We start from the raw sequence: 20,010 nt of genomic DNA on the forward strand, positions 1-20,010 counted from the left end.
AATCGATGTCAGCATGACAATCAAAAAGCGCATCTATCATTAGATGCGCTTTTTTTTAGTTCAAATATTAATGATTCTGTTAATAAATAATCTATAAATGCTGCTGCAAATACTGTAGTAATACCTTAACTTTGGTCGTTAACTGTCTGTTATATGGATACACTGCCCAAATACCCTCTTCTGGCTCGCGATAGGCATCGAGTAAACTAATCAGCGCACCCGAATCTAAATACTGCTGCACATAATAATCTGGCAATTGCACCATGCCCAATCCTTTTAATGCTGCATCAACCAAGCTATGACCACTGTTATAATGCACCCGCCCTGTCACTCTTATAGAACGCTGTGCATCACCCACTTTAAATCGCCAATGATCTAAGCTACCCAATAAGCAATTATGATCTGCTAACTGCGCTAAACTTTCCGGGGTGCCATATTTATCCAAATACGCTGGTGATGCGCAGACATAACTGGTGCGATGGCTTAACTTTTTGGCCATTAAACTTGAATCATCAAGCTTGCCAATACGTATTGCCAAATCATAGCCGCCTTCTATCAAATCTAAGGTTTGATTACTTAAAAAGGCAATTACCTCAACATCGGGATACAGAACCATAAAATCATTAATCAGTGGCAACAGCTGCTGCTCGCCATAGGTGACAGGTGCGGTCAGCTTAATCTTACCTTGCGGCTTCGCCTGCAAATCACTAATGGCATGTTCTGCGGCGTCTAATCGGTCTAATATATCTCGGCAATGGTTATAAAATAAACGCCCCTCTTCGGTCAATGAAATCTTGCGAGTGGTGCGATAAAACAATTTAATATTGAGCCGTTTTTCTAGCGCGCTAACCTGACGGCTCACCTGAGCGATTGAAATACCCAGTTGTTTTGCAGCCTGAGTAAAGCTTTGATATTCGGCCACATAAACGAATTCACTAATCCCTTCCCATTTCATGATTATTACCACTGTGTAAAAGTTATTTGTAAATATACACTATTATCAACTGTGCAGATATAATCTATAATTGATGTTGTTAACAATATTGCTAATGATTAGGGTGTTATCCCCTATTTTTGCCCTGTATATTAATAGTCTTCTACATATAAATGATTTAGTGAGTAACTAAGTAAGCAATTAAACAATTCACGACTTAAAACAAACAATCAAAAAAGTGAGAGTTTCAATGACGGATAAATTTATTAAATCAAAAGCAGCTGTCGCATGGGGTCCAAACGAGCCATTAAAAATTGAAGAAGTTGATGTCATGCTACCGCGCAAAGGCGAAGTATTGGTTAAAGTACTTGCCAGCGGCGTTTGCCACACTGACGCTTACACCCTATCAGGCACAGACCCTGAAGGCGTATTCCCTGCTATTTTAGGTCACGAAGGTGGCGGTATCGTTGAGCAAGTGGGCGAAGGCGTGACCAGCGTAGAAGTCGGCGACCATGTAATTCCGCTATACACTGCAGAATGTGGCGTATGTAAAATGTGCCGCTCGGGCAAAACCAACCTTTGCTCAGCAGTACGCGAAACCCAAGGTAAAGGCTTAATGCCAGATGGCACCACTCGTTTCTACAAAGACGGTGAGCCAATTTATCATTACATGGGCTGCTCAACTTTCTCTGAGTACACCGTATTGCCAGAGATTTCACTGGCCAAAGTCAATAAAGAAGCACCTTTAGAAGAAGTATGTCTATTGGGCTGCGGCGTGACTACCGGTATGGGCGCTGTGATGAACACCGCTAAAGTTGAAGAAGGCTCAACGGTTGCTATCTTTGGTCTTGGTGGTATTGGTCTGGCGGCTATTATCGGTTCAGTGATGGCGGGTGCTAGCCGTATCATTGGTATCGATATCAACGAAAGCAAATTTGAGCTGGCCAAAAAGCTTGGTGCAACTGACCTAATCAACCCAAAAGACTATGACCATCCGATTCAGGATATCATCGTTGAGCTAACTGACGGCGGTGTGGATTACTCATTTGAGTGTATCGGTAACGTCGATGTGATGCGTTCAGCGCTTGAGTGCTGCCACAAAGGCTGGGGCGAATCGGTGATTATTGGTGTTGCAGGCGCAGGTGAAGAAATCTCAACCCGCCCATTCCAGTTAGTGACGGGTCGCGTCTGGAGAGGCTCAGCCTTTGGTGGCGTGAAAGGTCGTACTGAGCTGCCTGGTTACGTAGAACGCTACCTAGCTGGTGAAATCCCATTACAAGACTTCATTACGCACACTATGCCACTTGAGGACATCAACGAGGCATTTGAATTAATGCATGAAGGTAAGAGTATCCGCAGTGTGGTTCACTTTGATGCGTTAAAAGAAAACAGCTAAACCGCAAAGTAGTTCGAAAAGAAAATAGCTAATTAAAAAACCAACTGTTTCTCAAAACAGATGAATATTGGCGCACATCGCTAATATGTTCTGACTTTGACTCAGTTGGTTTCGACTGCCCTGCTTATTATGCCTGTACTTATTAATACAAGAACTTTTGATGAAACTGTTTTAGCTTGTATTGATTTAGGCATGATAAGCAGGGCTTTGTTGTTTTGCTTAGGCTATTTTATATAAATCAATAGGACGTCATAAAGCGCTATTATTTATAGATAGTTTAATAGTTCGGCTAATAATCAGATAAATAGTTAGAGTAATGATTATCTGATACCTCCCTAGCTATATCCCCAATTGAGTCGCAAAATGCTGCCATAACTTGCTTTTAAAGCTGTCTTTGTGCCAAATTGCCCACCATACCCGCTGCAAATCGATACCCTCAACCTCAATAGCAACCAAGCTTCCTTGCTTAAGCTCAGAGTCAATCACATACTGTGATAAGCAGCCAATCCCAATATCCGCTTTAACCATGTTACGCACCGCTTCTGACTGCTGTACAGCCATCATGACATTGGCTTGCGGTATAAATTGTAGTAGCTGCTCATCGATGACTTGCCGCGTTCCTGATCCTGGCTCACGCACTAATAATGGTAAACCTGATAGCTGCTCAGGCGTGACTTGATACACATAGTGCTGCGAGTCAGCATTGTCTGTCTGATTTTGAATAAGCGTCGGCTGCATACCTGCCAGCCATTGACTGTCCTTTTTGGCAAATACGACCAGCTTGTCGGTACGCCAGGCTCTTTGTTCGATGACCTTAGTATCAGTCGCTCTAGGCTTACCCTCTACCAATCCCAAATCAACTGTTAGCTGCTCGACTTGATCGACCACATCTTGAGTATTACCGATAAATGCAGTGACCTGCGCATCCGGCATCTGAGTATATAGCTGCTGAATTAATGATGGCATCACATTATTACCAATGGTCGTACTGGCACCCAGATGGATGCGTCCTGCCTGATAACTGTGATACTGCTCAAGCGCAGAGCATTGCCCGAGTATGGCTTGCGCTTGGGTATAAATAGCGTGGGCATTTTCATTTTTATGCAGCCGCCGCCCAATGCGTTCAAACAGTGGCATTGTAAGCCGCTCTTCTAGCTCACTTAACGCACTACTGACCGCAGATTGTGACAAATGCAGCTGCTCACTGGCTGCACTGGTACTGCCTGTTTGATAAATACTAACAAATATTGCCAGTTGTTTTAGGGTAATTTTTGGCAACAGCCCCTGCCCGGTTAAGCCCGCTGATAATGATGTACTCGTTAATGATGATAAGGTATTTGATTGCTGAGCGTTAAGCTTTGGCATATCACTGTCTTCTATTTATTTAAGATTGCTATTGAAAGTTACTGATGTTATTGATGATGACCATTAGCTTATTTGTGGATTGAATCATTAACTCATCACATCCGCAGCACTTGCAAATCACTAACCTTTCTTACTCTTACCTATTTTATCGATAATAACTATCTAATCAATCTGTTTTTAATATATACAAAAAAGGCATATAGTTATTCTTATAAACCATAAAACAATCACCATTAACGATAAGTACACAACTAACGATATGCAACCAACCCCACTCAATGCTGAGTATCATGCCATGAAAAAACAGAGCCCAGTGACCTACCCTAGCTATCAAGCGGACTCACCGCAAGTGTGTGGTGTCGGCAAGATCGGTTGGCTGCATAATCTAGCAACCAAAGCAGGGTTAGACAGCTACTTGCCTAGACCTTCTCATGGTCTGGGGCTTACTGTAGTGCTTATTGCCAGTCTGTTTTGCTTATGGTTTAGTGATTATTTGATTGACTTATCAAATGGCAAGCTACTGGGTCTGTCGTCATTAACCTTGGCCATTTTATTGGGAATGCTGCTGGGTAATACCGTATATCCCAGATTTGCCGCACCCTTATCCTCTGGTGTTGACTTTGCCAAGTCACAGTGCTTACGCTTGGCCATCGTACTCTATGGCTTTAAGGTAACGCTGACCCAAGTAGCCAGCGTGGGCAGCGCAGCCATCGCTATTGATGCATTGGTATTGACCAGTACTTTTTTGCTGACCTATATTCTGGGTCACAAATGGTTAAAGCTAGATAAACAAACCACACTACTTATCGGTGCTGGTAGTAGCATCTGTGGTGCCGCTGCGGTGATTGCCACAGAGCCGGTGGTTAAAGCTGAAGCGTATAAGGTTACTATCGCAGTTGCCACTGTGGTGGTGTTTGGTACCTTAGCGATGCTGCTCTATCCACTGCTATATCAGCTTCAATGGCTGGCTGCAACACTTGGCGCTGAGCAATATGGAGTCTATATTGGCTCGACAGTACATGAAGTTGCGCAAGTGGTGGTCGCTGGCAATGCCATTAGCACTGAGGTCGGTAATACCGCGGTAGTGACCAAGATGATTAGAGTGATGATGCTGGCGCCTTTTTTACTCATACTGTCCTTTGTACTAAGCGGCATCCATAATAATGTTAATCCTAACGACAGCCTTGCTTTAAAGCCGACAAAAACAAACTTCTGGCAGCGTGCTAAGCAAGTTCATATCCCGTGGTTTGCGTTTATGTTCTTGGTTATGATTGGCATCAACTCATTGCTTCATCACACTCAGTCAGCCAGTAGCGCACATTTCGTTGAATTGATGGTCAGTCTTGATAATCTGTTATTAACCATGGCAATGTTTGCTTTGGGACTCACGACTCATTTTAGCGCCATCAAAAAAGCAGGCTTTAAGCCTTTGTTATTAGCAGCCTTAGTTTTTGGATGGTTATTAAGCGGTGGTGCTGCCATTAATATGGGCATACAGACTTTGGTTGTCGGTTAGCCATAAATCAACAATAAATAACCAAAATCACTGCTTACCATAAATTTGGTTACCATCACTTACCACTCACTGATTGCCTAGTAACATCAAGGATTGGTACAATAACGCTCCATCGAGATTACAGGTATTTATTTACTGTTTTCATCTAGGTTTAACGCCTATCTATTGCTCTTTATTGCCCTATTGCTGGAGCCGTTATGAAAACCGCACAAGAATTGGTTGCTCAAGCCAAAGCCAACATTCAAAAAGTTCCTGTCGATCAGGCTGACAACGCCTGCAACAACGCCGATGTTATCATTGATGTGCGTGAACCTGCCGAATATGAAGCCGGTCATTTAAACAATGCCATTTGTATTCCACGTGGTGTTTTGGAGTTTAAAATTGGTGACCTTGAGCAAATCAAAGATGCAGATACTAAAATATTAATCTACTGCAAAACCAGTGGCCGTGCAGCTTTAGCAGCTCAGTCTTTAGCACAATTGGGTTTCAACAATGTCACCTCTATTACAGGTGGCTACGATGCTTGGGTTGAAGCTGGAAAGCCTGTGGTCGCTTCTTCTTAAACCCATTTTTTCTTAAATCCGTTGCTTGATTAATCTATAACGCTCAAACCCCTATTACTGAACCATAAAATATTAAGCTAAAACCCCTTAAGCATCAGCTATTGAACGCTAGCCATTAAACTTTAGCTATTAAATACTAAACATTAGCCGTTAACCATTGAACCGTAAAACTGAACCGTGAAATAGGTAATGACATGACGCACCCTGCTGAAAAACCTTCTAGAACGCCTGAACTACTGTGCCCTGCTGGTACTTTTAAAAACATGCAATACGCCTTTGCTTATGGTGCGGATGCTGTATATGCCGGTCAGGCCCGTTATAGTCTACGGGTGCGTAATAATGACTTTGATGAAGATAATTTGCGCCGCGGTATCGAATATGCGCACAGCTTAGGCAAAAAGTTTTATGTGGTGGTCAACATTCAAGCGCATAACGCCAAATTAAAAACCTTTATTGAAGACATCCGCCCAGTCATTGAGATGAATCCAGATGCGTTAATCATGTCTGATGCCGGTATGATTATGATGGTGCGTGAGCATTTCCCAGATATGGAAATTCATTTATCGGTTCAAGCCAACGCAGTAAACTGGGCAACAGTGAAGTTCTGGAAGCAGATGGGCGTCAGCCGGGTTATTTTATCGCGTGAATTGTCACTAAAAGAGATTTCACAGATTATCGATGAAGTGCCAGGTATGGAGATTGAGGTATTTGTACACGGTGCATTGTGTATGGCCTACTCTGGTCGCTGTTTACTATCAGGATATATCAACAAGCGTGATGCCAACCAAGGCACTTGCACCAATGCTTGCCGCTGGAGCTACAACACCTACAAAGCTGAAGAAAACGAAACCGGTGACATTGTACCGGTACAAAGCTATGACCCTAAGCAGATTGAAACTGTGAACTTAAACGGCGACACCGTTATGGGCGATGATTATGTGCAACAGCCTAGCGATGAGGTAGTGCTATTAGAAGAGCAAAACCGTCCTGGTGAGTTAATGGCCATGTATGAAGATGAGCATGGTACTTATATCATGAACTCTAAAGACTTGCGTGCGGTAGAACTGGTACCACAGCTGACTGAAATGGGCGTACATTCATTAAAAATTGAAGGTCGTACTAAGTCGCATTACTATGTGGCGCGTACCGCTCAAGTCTATCGTCAAGCCATTGATGATGCTGCCGCTGGCAAGCCTTTTGATACCTCACTAATTGGCGCATTAGATGGCCTAGCTAACCGTGGCTACACTGAAGGATTCTTACGTCGTCACGTGCACAGCGATTATCAGAATTATGAATATGGTGCCTCAAAAACAGACCAACAGCAGTTCGTTGCAGAAGTTACTGCATTCGACACCGATAAACTGACTTTAGAGATTAAAAACAAACTTGAAGTGGGTGATACCATTGAGATTATGACGCCAAAAGGTAATGTCACTTACACTTTAGAACAGATGTGGGACAAAAAAGGCAATCCGATTGACGCTGCGCTTGGCTCAGGATGGGTCGCTCAGATTAATAACCCATTTAAAGATATGGATCAAACTAACTTGCAGTTTGCGTTAATCATGAAAAACGTTAAGCAGGCCATTTACAGTTAGTAGTTTTTCATAACTAAAATTAGTGTTTATTACGGCGCTACGTACTATACGCTTGATGCCACGAACTTAGATACCACGAACCTAAAAGTTGATAATGCCAAAAATTACCCGAACCTTAGTCTTACAAGCAGTTTTATTAATCACTGGTCTGATTCTAATGATTGACTGTGCGCTATTAATTGCTGCTGATAAGATAAACTTTGGGACGGTGGTGCCTTTCTTTATTGGCTTAATTTTTGCGCTACATGCGATATTTTGGCGACGTATTCAGGCCTTACTAAGCCGTCATCGTTGGCTAAAGCATATTAGCAGAATGCTATGGATAGGCTTTGGCATGTGGCTGGTTAGCTTTATTATCTTTGCCATCACCCTGCAAAGTAATATTCAAAAAAGCCACACCCCATTACAAAAGGTAGATGCCATTATCGTCCTAGGCGGCGGTATCCAAAATGGCATCCCCTCACCGACTTTGGCAAACCGTTTAGATAGTGCGGCGGTATTGATTAAGCAGCAACCGCAAGCGATGGTGATTACCAGTGGCGGTGTTGGTATCGGTGAGACGCGCAGTGAAGCTGAGGCGATGGCGCAATATTTGTACGCGCTACAGCATGTGCCTTTGCAACATGTGCTACAAGAAGATCGCAGTACCAGTACTGAAGAAAACTTCTTATTTAGCCAAACCATACTGCTGCAGCATGGCGTTAGCTTATCAGACCCTATCGCCATTGTTACCAGCGACTTTCATATTCCACGCGCCAAAGCCATTGCACAACACCAAGGTTATGAAAACTTAGTCACGCTTGCCAGCCCAACGCCTTTATCAATTCGGTATAATGCTTGGTTTCGCGAGTACTTTGCTTATATCAGTGGTTGGTTACTGGGCGAGTATTAATCAGCAGCAGTTAATAACTTGTCATTTAATGACTTAGTACTTCATCACTCCACACTTAATGACAGATTTGGGAGCACATTGATTTGGCACTTAAAATTACATCAGAATGCATCAACTGTGATATCTGCGAGCCTGAATGTCCTAATGATGCCATTAGCTATGATCAAAAAGGTCAAAAGACGTATGTCATAGACCCAGATCTATGCACCGAGTGTGTCGGTTTTTATGACGAGCCTACCTGTGATAAGGTCTGCCCTATTGACTGTATTATTCCAGACCCAGATCGGGTTGAAAGCGATGAAGAGTTACGCTTAAAACATCAGCGCATTTGGAACAAATAGTTAATCATCTTTAACCATTTGCTCCCTGTTCGCTTTAAATTTCAGTTTATTAATAGACTTCCTATTAATAAACAGCGGCTGTTAATCCAACGACTTAGACCAACTAACTGTCTTCGCTGGTCCAGGCTAGAATGGCTTCAATAAGCGCAAACTGGCGAATATCTGTGGTCATGGTCACATCATAGTTGTGCACGTAAGCCACTGCGGTGTTACTCTCTACATCACACCAAGCGACCGAGCCGTTATAGCCCATATGCCCAAACATGTTCTGCAACTTATCCGTATCGTGACAGCGACTAAACAAACGATGATATCCCAAACGCCATTGCATACTATTTGGTTCAGTGGCTGGCATGATGGCATCACCGCCTTTGACATGAATGGCCGATAACTGTTCAAACACCTCTGGTCGAATCAACTGTTGACCCAGCCACTGTCCTTTATTGGCTAACATCGCATACATAGTGGCCAACGCCTCAGCTGATGCCACATTGTTGGCGGCTGGGATTTTCGCCATTAACGACTCAGCGGTATAATAATCAAATCCCGAACGTCCAGCCGGCACCAGTGCATATTTGAAGTCTTGAATCTTAATCTGACTCATATCCAAATAAAGCTTGGCAATATCAGCAGTGCCTAAATTAGTTTCGTTCTCACCATCCGACTGAGTATCAGCGTGCTGCCAACATTCATAACTTGGCAGACTTTGATAAACCTCTAGTATGTGCTCGCTATCTAGACGTAACTTTGGTTTGCTACTTCTTTTTTTAACCGCCTGTTTGGCCTCGTCACCCTGCTCATTGTCATCGGTTAACGCAGTTAACTGGTCAAAATTGTCAAAGTTTTTCACCGGAGTGGCGACTTGCTGTACTTTATCTGCCGGCACGCCAAAATAGACACTGTCTGCAATACCCAGAGGTTCGGTCAAATACTGAGCTAAGGCCTCATTTAAGGTTAATCCAGTGACCTTTTCGATTAAACCGCCCAGCACCCACCCTGAGACCAATGCACTATACGCGCTTTCAGCTTGCTCATTAAAAGTTGCTTGCGGCTCTAACTGCTCAACGCGCTCAAGCATTAAGCCCCAGTCAGTCATGTCATCTGCAGATTCAGTAATCTGTTGGATGTTAAATAACCCTGAGCGATGGGTTAACACATCAATTAGGCGGATATCTTGTTTACCATTCGCCGCAAATTGTGGCCAATAATGGGCAATGCGCTGCTCATAATCGAGTAAATCATTGCTGACCAACACATGGATTAAGGTAACCAGCACCCCTTTTCCAGTCGAAAAATTAAGCGACAAGGTGTTTTTATCCCACTTAAGATCAGGCGTTGCCTCACCCACACAAGCCTGCGCAATAAGCTCGCTGTTTTTATACACCACCACACTACCGCCGGCTGGCATATCTTCGAGCTGTAATTGCTGCATAAGCTGGGTCAGTTTGGCTTGTAGAGTGGATGACATAAATTTACCTTCCGTAATAGTGGGCGATTCAAAATTAATTATTAAAGGTTTATAGCGCTAGCGAGGTACCAATAAACGCATATGCACTTCTTGCTCTAGATCCTGTTGAAGACCATGATCCTTACCACGCTGCATGGCGGTATCCATCTTTCGGCCACGTAACCATCCGGCTCTTAAGGCAACAACAGCCCCTACTTTATTACCTGAATCACAGTGCAGCAAGGTTTTTTTACCATGATGCGTACGCAATGCTTTATCAAACTCAAGCAAATTAAGCTGTTTTAAGTCATCTGTTTTGGCAATCGGCAAATGAGTATAGGCCATGCCATGCGCTTCTACTGCTGCCTTTTCATCAAAGGTTAGCTCAGATTCAGGCTGCAAATTAATCACATGTTCAATGCCAGCTTCGGCTAACTTATCGATTACCTCTTCGCTTAACTGGCCACTGACCACGGTATTAGCATCAGGAAACAGTGCTTTGTCTAGTACAGGCTCAAGCAGTTGCTGTAAAGAGGGTTCTGCTTTTTGCTCAGACTTCTCATCGCTACTGCCTGCATTATTTTGCACCGAACTGGTGGTGCCTGCTGTGGTGACTGGATTTGAGTCCACATCTTTTCCCATAACAACTCCTTTAAACGGCAGAAATTCAGCTAAAAGTGATCTTCTAGCTGAATCTGTAATATCCTGTGTTTAATGGGCCTATAGTCAATAGCCAATAGATAATAGCCAAGAGAATACAAAGCCATTAAACAGTACTAACTGTTGTTAGTAATTTATGACTTGTGAACTTTTAGATTTTGGTAATGCTGCCTGATAAATGTGGCTTATCATTTTTGGCACTATACAATCCAAAATCAACCTCATTAACATCATCACCTAATTTGCGTGGATTTTGACCAATCATCTCAACTTCAGAAGGTAGCAAAATTGGCAATTTAAATGAGACGTTTACAGTAAAGGCTTCTGGTAAATCCATAAAGCCTAGGCATTTGGCTTTTGACCACATGCCGTGTGCAATGGCAGATGGGAAACCAAGCGCTCTTGCTGTAATCGGGTGTATATGAATTAAGTTATAGTCACCTGAGACTTTGGCATAACGACGGCCAATATCTTCTGGTACAGCAAAGATATGGTGTAAGTCATCATCACCGGCTTCTGGCTTTTGTTGAACAGTTTTAGGTTTAGGCTTTTTGGCTTTGTCTTCAGCTTTCTTTTTGGTTTTTTGACGCGACAAATAAGTCGATGTACCTTCCCAAATCAACTCATCACCGGTATGAACTTGGGTCACAAAGTCAAACTGCTGACCTTTGTCATGGTCACGTAAGTTATCTAAGCTGACAGTCATAGACACCACTTCAGTGTCTGCGATACGGCGATACTGGGTCACTGAGTTTTCAACGTGTACTAGACCTAACATTGGAAAAGGAAAAGGCTCGTCAACCATCATGTTCATTTGTAGTGCTTGTGATAACACCGCAAAATATGTTGGCGGTACTTGGCCATTGTCTGCAAAGCCACAAATACGACGATAATCTTGTAGATTACCTTTGTCGATGGTCATTTCATTCACTTCATAAGTGGCTGTTGGTAACGTGCTTTTTTCACCTTTCTCAGCTTTACCAACCACAGGGAGTAATGATTTGATAATTTTGCCATAGGTTCTATGCGCTTCAGGCAGGCTTCTAAATTCACGGGTTGTCATAGTAGTTCCTTTGTATCGATATCAATGTAGCTTCAGTGCTTAGTTGATTTTTGGAATTAGGTTAAAGGCTATTGTTTCACTTTTTCTGAATCAAGTTTCTGAATCAAGCTTGTTTTATTCATCTAACTTGCTTAGATCTAGCTTAATTAAAACTAGCCTAACCAACTGGCTTAATGCAGTGACCAAAAGAGCCATCTTAGCGATGGCTCTCAATGTGTATTCATCAAATATTATACAACATGAGTAGCAAAGCTATATTAACAGTTTACAACTGTTTTCACAGCATAAAACTTGCCAATAAGCCTGCTTTTAACGCAACACTCATATTATTCATACACGAAACGTGAATTAGGCACCCAGTAAGCTTTGGCCACAAACACGTACGATATTAGCATTCACACCGCCAGATGCAGGTGCTGCTAACCAAGCGATGGTTTCAGCAACATCTACTGGTAAACCGCCTTGGCTCATAGAGTTCATACGACGGCCCGCTTCACGAATGGCTAATGGGATAGCGGCTGTCATTTGAGTTTCGATGAAGCCTGGTGCTACCGCGTTAATGGTAATGGCTTTACCGTCTGCTTTAATTTTCTTCGGTGTTGCTTGTACTAGACCAATCACACCTGCTTTAGAGGTTGCATAGTTAGTCTGACCTAGGTTACCAGCGATACCTGAGATTGAAGACACACAAACAATGCGCGCATCATTGGTTAGTACGTCATTGTCGAATAGGTAATCATTAATCATTGCAATACTTTGCAAGTTAATATCGATAACCATATCCCACTGTTTGTCATCCATCTTCGCTAATGTCTTATCACGGGTCACACCAGCGTTATGAACGATAGCGTCTAGGCCGCCACGTTTAGCAGCTGCTTCACCGATTTTCTCGCCAGCATCATCAGCAGTAATATCAACCGCTAATGTTGAGCCGCCGATTTCGCCTGCCACACGTTGTAAGTCTGCAAGCTGAGCTGGAATGTCTAAGCAAATAACATGAGCACCATCACGCGCTAAAACACGAGCGATTGCTTCACCAATACCACGGCTAGCACCGGTTACTAATGCAGTTTTGCCGGCCATTGGCTTAGCCCAATCCACTTCAACAGCATTACCAGCGCCGACACGTACTGCTTGACCTGATACATAAGCTGAACGCGCAGAGATAAAGAAGCGCAAGGTTGACTCTAAGTTATCTTCAGCATCTTCACTCACGTAAATAACTTGCGCAGTAATGCCTTTTTTGAACTCTTTACCAACTGACTTGATAAAGCCTTCTAACGCACGCTGTGACAAAGTTTTGCCGATACGGTCACACTCTTCTGGAGGACGACCCAACACAATAACACGGCCAGATTGTTCGATCTGACGAGCGATTGGGTGGAAGAACTCATACATCTCTTTTAGGTCAGGAGCATGGGCGATGTTGGTTGCATCAAAGATAGCAACTTTATATTTATCAGTTTCGCCTTCGCTGTCTTTGGCTTCGATACCAGCTTCTGACAAAGCAGATTTATGTGGATCATTACCAGCAACATAAACAGGTGCTTGCAAACCATTTAAGATTTTTGCAACAGACTGACTGACTCGTGCATCATCACCTGACGCTGAACCAAAAATTACGCTACCACGCACAACTTTTTCGCCTGGCTCATAGCGGTCTAATTTGGTTGGTAATGGCAGTCCTAAGTTCTTAGCGACTTTTTTCCCTAGTGGTGACTGTACAAACTCTCCATAACGATCTGACATAAAATCTCCTAATTATTGTCGTGTTGGTATTAGTGGTTAATAGTAACCTGTTGAACCTGATTGGTTTTTACGTATTGCTTTCGAGGACTTAAAAATAGGTTTTCATTCCTAAATTATCGCCGTTAAATCAAAACTTATCGCTGTTAAAACCTATTTATAATAAGCATAAGCAGGTTATTAATAAGTATCCGTTATAAACATAAGCTGTATGAATAACTTAAAATAATGATGGCGTTAAGCGCGACTATTTTCAAATACAATAGAAGCGGTTGGCCCAAAAAATTGCGACTAGTCAGTTCATGCTTTTAATACTTATCATTCATTAACACTCAGATTTGATATAAACCCAAGCTTTTATCAATCATCAAACAAAGCTTCTTTGATAAGACTGACAAAATTAATCTCCAGCCATCATCACTGATACTAAGCTTAACAGCTTTGGTTATATCAGGTTAATAGTGCTTTGTAGGTGCTTGAGTTATGAGCATCAGTGCTACTGTAAATATATGTATAAAAAACCCAGTAGCGTAACATTTGCTTCACACTAGTCACTAATTTCACACCTACTCACACCAACGGTGATTGCCTAATATTAACGATGTGATAAAATGAAACCTAATGTTATGAGTACCCTCGGTAACGATAACATTATATTATTATAGAACAAGTTTCGACACAATGCTTTAGTAACAATGTTAAAATCATCATTAGGATAAAGTTATTACTATTAAAATACGGCTTATGTTCACTATCGTACTGTTCGGCTATTCATGATTCAGTATGTGAAAATAAAAATAGGCCATAATTAAAGTTATTGCGTTAACCTCATGACAGTTGTTGACCTGTTAATCATTTCTGTTAATTATTAATAATAGACAATGTCGAGTGATATGATTTTAAATTGTTAAGCTGCTTTAACGCTGCTTAGTATTGTGAGATAGATGATAAGCCAATAGCAAACTGCTTGATTGTCTTAGCACACCTGTCATGATGATAGTTAGATACTGATAGCAAAAGATTTCTTTTTTATATTTCTTTTTATAAGGATGTTGACTAAAAATGAGTAATTCAAAAAAAACCAACAACAAATCTGCTGAATCAAAAACAACCATTACCTCAACGGTTGTCAATAAAGCAGGCGAATCATTACTTGATGAAAACCGCAGTGAACAGTCAAATGCGGCAGAAACTTCTGCTGATTTTTCTAAATTACAAAAAGAAGTCAATGCTTCTGAAAAATCTGAAGCAGATGCTGTGATTAGCGAAGACCGTGCTGCCAAGCAAAAAATCATCGCTGAAAGTAAAGCTCAAGCAGAACAAGATGACAATCTATCTGCAGTAGACTCTGATGATAGCCAAAAAGACGAAGCCTCTGAAAGCAAGGCATCTGATAACCAACCATCTGATAATAAGCCAGCTGAAAAGTCTGAGAAAAAAGAAGCCGCTGCAGCTAAGTCAAAAGACACTGATAACAAGTCTGACGCCAAAAAAGCTGACAAGACTGACAGTGATAACAAGACAACAACTACTCAGGCAGATAATGCCAAAACCAACAGCAACACTAATAATAAGGAAACCTCTATGTCTAACAGCTCAAACCTTCCACGCCGCGTCGCTATTTTAGGCGGTAACCGTATCCCATTTGCACGTTCTAACGGTGCATATGCTGATGCCAGCAACACAGATATGTTAAGCGCTGCGCTAAATGGTCTTGTTGAGCGCTATGAATTACAAGGTGAGCGTGTTGGCGAAGTAGTTGCTGGTGCGGTATTAAAATTGAGCCGTGACCTAAACTTAACCCGTGAGTCTGCGCTAAACACAGCACTTGATCCACAAACCCCAGCTTATGACATCTCACAAGCCTGTGGTACTGGTCTACAAGCAACGTTTGCATCAGCCAACAAAATTGCTTTAGGCATCATTGATTCAGCAATTACTGGTGGTGTAGATACTACTTCTGATGCGCCTATCGCTGTTGGTGATGGCCTACGTAAAGCACTAATCAAATTAGGTGCTGCGCGCAATAATAAACAACGTTTAAGTGCTTTAACCAGCATCAACCCTAAAGAGCTTATCGATGCCCCTCAAAATGGTGAGCCTCGCACTGGTCTGTCTATGGGTGAGCACCAAGCTATTACTGCACTTGAGTGGAACATCACTCGTGAAGCACAAGATGAGCTAGCTGTTAACAGTCATCACAACCTAGCGCGTGCTTATGAAGAAGGTTTCTTCGATGACATGATTACGCCATTTAAAGGCCTGACTCGTGACAACAACTTACGTCCTGACTCTTCATTAGAAAAGCTAGCAACGTTAAAGCCTGTATTCGGTAAAAACAACGCTAACCCAACCATGACAGCGGCTAACTCTACGCCACTAACTGATGGTGCATCATGTGTCCTACTAGGTACTGATGAGTGGGCAAAAGAACATGGCTTGAAGCCACTGGCTTACATCGCGCATCAAGAAACGGCAGCGGTAGACTTCATTGGTAAAAATGGTCCTAAAGAAGGCCTACTAATGGCCCCTGCTTATGCGGTTCCACGTATGCTAGAGCGTGCTGGCCTAACTCTACAAGACTTTGATTTCTATGAAATCCATGAAGCATTTGCTTCACAAGTATTGTCTACGCTTGCTGCTTGGGAAGATGAAACTTTCTGTAAAGAGCGTTTAGGTCTAGATGCACCACTAGGTTCAATCGATCGTAGCAAGCTTAACGTTAACGGTTCATCTCTAGCAGCTGGTCACCCATTCGCTGCTACAGGTGGTCGTATCCTAGCAACTGCTGCTAAGCTACTTGATCAAAAAGGCTCTGGCCGCGCACTAATCTCAATCTGTGCTGCTGGTGGTCAAGGCGTTACTTGTATCCTAGAAAAATAAGCTACCAAGCTGTGGTGTTTAACAGCTAATTAGTTGCTTAATAAGTACTCGCTGTTAAACACTCATTAGTATCATTAGAAATATTAAAAAAGGAGCCTAATATCAATTAAGCTCCTTTTTTATGTCCTTTATATTATTTTAAATGATAAATTTATTTTTAGACTTCAAATTATAGTTGCGTCTAAACTAGCTAAAAGGTTAATTGATTTGCTAGGTTTAGATAGTTCAGTTAGGTTGTTATAGCCTAGCTAGCTCAGCCAACAGATGATCATAAGCCATTTTATCCTGCACGTTCTGCTGACATGCCTGCTTAATATCATTGATAACAGCCAATACAGCATAGATTTTTTCTTGTGGCAGCTGAATAGTCTGCTCATCAAACTCGATATCGGTCTGCAAGCTGGGTACGCCTAAATTGAGACGGCTTAAATCCATCAGCATAAACTCAGAAAGCTTAACGAACTCCTCAATCGCTAACGTTTTTTGCCAATAATCACTGGCAGCCACACTGCTTCTGCGCCCTGTTCTTAGCGCAATCCAAGCATTGAGCCATATTTGACGGAATGAATACCAACTGCTTGATAACATCTCTAATGCCGCCAAAGGCGCACCATTGGCTAAAGTAAGTGCCTGTGATATTTGCTGCGCTAAATCATCTTCATCTGTATATTCAAGCAAAGCTTGCTCTTTCACTGCTTGCATCAAATAATCGTGGATGCTATTGATCTGTTGGTCACGCTGGGATAAGTGACTACCAGCTGAATCTGATGCTGCTTGTGACTCATCCTGTGACCCTGCCTGTGCTAGGCGTTGTATCGGATATACTGAGACTTGTTGCACCCGACTTTTGATAGTCGCTAATAAGCGTGCTGGCATATCAGAGATTAATAAAACATGAATGCCGTCTCTGGGTTCTTCTAGGGTTTTTAATAATGCGTTGGCGGCAGCTACTGTCATGCTATCAGCATTATCAATCACACATACCCTACGACCACTACTGCCTTGACTCATAAAGGGTTGCAGCTGCCTGATATCATCTACTTTAATACTGGTTGATGCTGTTTCTGACTTGGCTGCTTTAGAGCCTGCTTTTGCTTTGCTATTCTTAGTAGCGCCTTTTTTGCTTTGACTACCACTTTTAGTCGTACTGCCCTGCTCTTGCTCTGAGTCAATTTCAACAGGCAAACTGGCTGCTGGTAATACTTGCAAATCTTGATGCGTACCAGAGGCTAACCATTGACAGCTTTGACACTGACCACACCCGACTTGTTGATCGGCAGGTAAATTTAATCTGGACTCTCGATTATCGCATAACAACCACGCCACAAAGCGCCACACAAAAGCACGCTTGCCGATACCCTGCATCCCAGAGAATAATAATCCATGCGGCAATCTATCATAACGCTCAAGCAAACGCGCCCAAGCACCTTTTTGCCAAGGTAGAATGGGAGAAAAATAAATCGATTGTTCGCTGTGTGAGGTCTGGGTCATAGAGTGTCAGGACATTGAGAGTTATTAAAAGTTCATATCAAGCAGTATTAAAAATATTAAAGCGGCACACCTAATACTAAAGCTGCATCAGTAATTATTGTAACTCACTGATAGGCAGCGCATTAAGTCGATCAAGGTCTTGTTGAATATCAACCCCAGGTGGCAGCTGCAAGGTTGCCTGCGTAATGGCTATTTTGCCGCCATTTTCAAGCACACGTAACTGCTCTAAGCTTTCTAAAGTCTCAAGCGTGCCTGCTGGCCAACGCACAAAATCTTGTAGCAAATTAACACGGTAGGCATAGATACCTAAGTGACGATAGGCATTTTTTGGCACACTTAACTGAGGCACTGACTGCTGATCTTCATTAGATTGCGCCATTGCGAGTGCATGGTCACGGTCACAAGGTATCGGTGCTCGGCTAAAATAAAGCGCCTGCTGCTGATTATCGGTAACTACTTTAACCACAGAAGGACGCATAAATTCATCATAAGCACTTATCGGCTCATATAATGTCGCCATCACACAGTCTGGTTTCTCAATTAGCAAATCTTTTACTTGTTGCAGTAACTGTGGCGGCACTAAAGGCTCATCACCTTGCATATTGACCACAATGTCTTGAGCATCCCAGCCTTTTTGCTGCGCCACTTCGCTGAGTCGGTCAGTACCTGATGCGTGATTTGCATCGGTCATCACCACATCATAACCTGCCTGGCTGCACACCTCAGCTATACGATCGTCATCTGTGGCGATACATAAGTCATCAGCGAAATCAGCTTGGCTCGCCTTTTCAGCAACCCATAAAATCATAGGCTTGTCATGAATATTAAGCAGCGGTTTACCCGGCAAGCGGCTACTCTTATAACGAGCAGGAATCACGATATGTACTTTAGGCTGTGAAGATGGCTGGGTGCTCATAGACTGTCTCACTTATACGACTCAAATGGCGATGACTCACCAATGGCGCTTTTTAATGGGTTTAAAATTGTTTTATTTATTAATGTCTTTCTCATTCAAGATTAAGCTTATTAAAGATTAAGTAGGTGTTTAACCGAATAAGATGTAACGATTAGCTATTTTCAGGTTTAGCAGTTACACCAACAGCATTAAGCTGCTGCATCAAAGTACTATAACAGCTTTCTGATAACTGCGCTTGCACTGGCAACACCCAAATGGAGCGTTGTTTTAAATCAGGGTGATTGGCTACCAGTGGCGCTATTTTAACCGCGTCTTTAGTGGTCACCACAACAGGATAATCGGATAATGGCAGCAAATCATCGACTGTAAACTGGTGATGATCAGGCATGGGCTTAGCGATCACTTGATAACCCAGTGTGGTTAAAGTATCAAAAAATCGTTGTGGGTAGCCAATACCACTCATGGCATAGACGGTATTATTAGGCTGTTGCGGTTGGGGCGGCGACTGAGAGTCTTGAGACGCTAATAGCGGAACTAAATGACTTGGCTTCAGCTGCATACTCAGCTTGTTTATAGGCGTAGAGGACTGTTTAGCTTGATGATAAATCACTGTCCCTTTCTTTAATCTTGATAAGGGTTCACGCAAGAATCCAGTAGGCAGTAGCTGCTTATTACCAAAACCTCTATCACTATCAACCACGATCCATTCAATATCACGCCGCAGCTTATAATGCTGCAATCCATCGTCAGCAATGATTAATTGTATATCCGGCTGTTTCTGTAATAAAAGCTCAATCGCTTGCTGGCGATTAGGACACACCGCCACACCAGCCCCAGTTTCTCGGAATATTAAACAAGGCTCATCACCAACCTGTTCTGGCAGGCTGTCAGCATTCACCACTTGCGGCATTCGTGACTCATCACCACCATAGCCACGACTGATGACCCCGACTTTAATATTATTAACTTGTAAGTAACTCACCAACTCAATGATGAGCGGGGTCTTGCCACTGCCACCGACTGTAATATTACCGACGACTAGTACAGGAATGGGGGCTTTATAACTGGCAAACAGTCCTTTTTTATAACCCTGACGACGAACAAAAGTGATACTGCCATATAACCAGCTCATAGGCAGAAGCAGCCACAACCACCACGATTGCTGTTGCCACGCCTGCACCACTTTCATTTCTAAG

Annotated in this window: 16 protein-coding genes; 7 read left to right on the forward strand and 9 right to left on the reverse strand. The window is 42.6% G+C overall.

Annotated features, from left to right (window positions below; all coding sequences use genetic code 11):
• Positions 1-91 precede the first annotated feature (91 nt).
• Positions 92-955: a LysR family transcriptional regulator gene (locus A6J60_RS01605; protein WP_096064447.1), complete on the reverse strand. Its 864-nt coding sequence runs from the start codon at positions 953-955 to the stop codon at positions 92-94.
• 229 nt (positions 956-1,184) lie between these two features.
• Between A6J60_RS01605 and A6J60_RS01610 the strand changes: the two genes are divergently transcribed.
• A complete protein-coding gene (locus A6J60_RS01610; RefSeq protein WP_096064448.1) occupies positions 1,185-2,330 on the forward strand; it encodes an S-(hydroxymethyl)glutathione dehydrogenase/class III alcohol dehydrogenase in 1,146 nt (381 codons plus the stop codon).
• Between the two features lie 339 nt (positions 2,331-2,669).
• Here the strand turns inward: A6J60_RS01610 and A6J60_RS01615 are convergent, their stop codons facing one another.
• Positions 2,670-3,695 carry a LysR substrate-binding domain-containing protein gene (locus tag A6J60_RS01615; protein ID WP_096064449.1) on the reverse strand — a complete coding sequence of 342 codons (1,026 nt, stop codon included), beginning with the start codon at positions 3,693-3,695 and terminating at the stop codon, positions 2,670-2,672.
• A gap of 259 nt (positions 3,696-3,954) precedes the next feature.
• Between A6J60_RS01615 and A6J60_RS01620 the strand changes: the two genes are divergently transcribed.
• From A6J60_RS01620 to A6J60_RS01640, 5 genes are all read left to right on the forward strand, one after another.
• Complete coding sequence (locus tag A6J60_RS01620; RefSeq protein WP_227526023.1) at positions 3,955-5,211, forward strand: YeiH family protein; 1,257 nt, start codon at positions 3,955-3,957, stop codon at positions 5,209-5,211.
• Positions 5,212-5,408: 197 nt separating this feature from the next.
• A complete protein-coding gene (locus tag A6J60_RS01625; RefSeq protein WP_096064450.1) occupies positions 5,409-5,774 on the forward strand; it encodes a rhodanese-like domain-containing protein in 366 nt (121 codons plus the stop codon).
• Positions 5,775-5,968: 194 nt separating this feature from the next.
• On the forward strand, positions 5,969-7,375 hold the full coding sequence (yegQ, locus tag A6J60_RS01630; RefSeq protein WP_096064451.1) for a tRNA 5-hydroxyuridine modification protein YegQ: 1,407 nt from the start codon (positions 5,969-5,971) through the stop codon (positions 7,373-7,375).
• A 94-nt stretch (positions 7,376-7,469) separates the two neighbouring features.
• Positions 7,470-8,267: a YdcF family protein gene (locus tag A6J60_RS01635; RefSeq protein ID WP_193778004.1), complete on the forward strand. Its 798-nt coding sequence runs from the start codon at positions 7,470-7,472 to the stop codon at positions 8,265-8,267.
• A gap of 83 nt (positions 8,268-8,350) precedes the next feature.
• Positions 8,351-8,608, forward strand: coding sequence for a YfhL family 4Fe-4S dicluster ferredoxin (locus A6J60_RS01640; RefSeq protein WP_096064452.1), 258 nt, complete (start codon positions 8,351-8,353; stop codon positions 8,606-8,608).
• Positions 8,609-8,711: 103 nt separating this feature from the next.
• Here A6J60_RS01640 and A6J60_RS01645 read toward each other — a convergent pair whose 3' ends face one another.
• From A6J60_RS01645 to A6J60_RS01660, 4 genes are all read right to left on the reverse strand, one after another.
• Positions 8,712-10,076: a serine hydrolase domain-containing protein gene (locus A6J60_RS01645; protein ID WP_096064453.1), complete on the reverse strand. Its 1,365-nt coding sequence runs from the start codon at positions 10,074-10,076 to the stop codon at positions 8,712-8,714.
• Between the two features lie 57 nt (positions 10,077-10,133).
• A complete protein-coding gene (locus tag A6J60_RS01650) occupies positions 10,134-10,697 on the reverse strand; it encodes a beta-lactamase hydrolase domain-containing protein (protein ID WP_096064454.1) in 564 nt (187 codons plus the stop codon).
• 169 nt (positions 10,698-10,866) lie between these two features.
• Entirely contained in the window at positions 10,867-11,778 is a 912-nt protein-coding gene (locus A6J60_RS01655) for a MaoC/PaaZ C-terminal domain-containing protein (protein WP_096064455.1), read from the reverse strand.
• Between the two features lie 348 nt (positions 11,779-12,126).
• Complete coding sequence (locus A6J60_RS01660; RefSeq protein WP_096064456.1) at positions 12,127-13,527, reverse strand: 3-oxoacyl-ACP reductase; 1,401 nt, start codon at positions 13,525-13,527, stop codon at positions 12,127-12,129.
• A 1,059-nt stretch (positions 13,528-14,586) separates the two neighbouring features.
• Here A6J60_RS01660 and A6J60_RS01665 point away from each other — a divergent pair.
• The gene (locus A6J60_RS01665; RefSeq protein WP_227526024.1) at positions 14,587-16,407 is read left to right on the forward strand and encodes an acetyl-CoA C-acetyltransferase; all 1,821 of its coding nucleotides are present in this window, start codon (positions 14,587-14,589) and stop codon (positions 16,405-16,407) included.
• 237 nt (positions 16,408-16,644) lie between these two features.
• Here the strand turns inward: A6J60_RS01665 and A6J60_RS01670 are convergent, their stop codons facing one another.
• The 3 genes from A6J60_RS01670 to lpxK form a co-directional block, all read right to left on the reverse strand.
• Positions 16,645-17,898, reverse strand: coding sequence for a DNA polymerase III subunit delta' (locus A6J60_RS01670; protein ID WP_096064457.1), 1,254 nt, complete (start codon positions 17,896-17,898; stop codon positions 16,645-16,647).
• Positions 17,899-17,992: 94 nt separating this feature from the next.
• Positions 17,993-18,814 carry a 3-deoxy-manno-octulosonate cytidylyltransferase gene (gene kdsB / locus A6J60_RS01675; RefSeq protein WP_096064458.1) on the reverse strand — a complete coding sequence of 274 codons (822 nt, stop codon included), beginning with the start codon at positions 18,812-18,814 and terminating at the stop codon, positions 17,993-17,995.
• A 151-nt stretch (positions 18,815-18,965) separates the two neighbouring features.
• Positions 18,966-20,003, reverse strand: coding sequence for a tetraacyldisaccharide 4'-kinase (lpxK, locus tag A6J60_RS01680; RefSeq protein WP_227526170.1), 1,038 nt, complete (start codon positions 20,001-20,003; stop codon positions 18,966-18,968).
• Positions 20,004-20,010: the final 7 nt, after the last annotated feature.

This window comes from Psychrobacter sp. FDAARGOS_221 (assembly GCF_002313155.2).
Taxonomy (GTDB): Bacteria; Pseudomonadota; Gammaproteobacteria; order Pseudomonadales; family Moraxellaceae; genus Psychrobacter.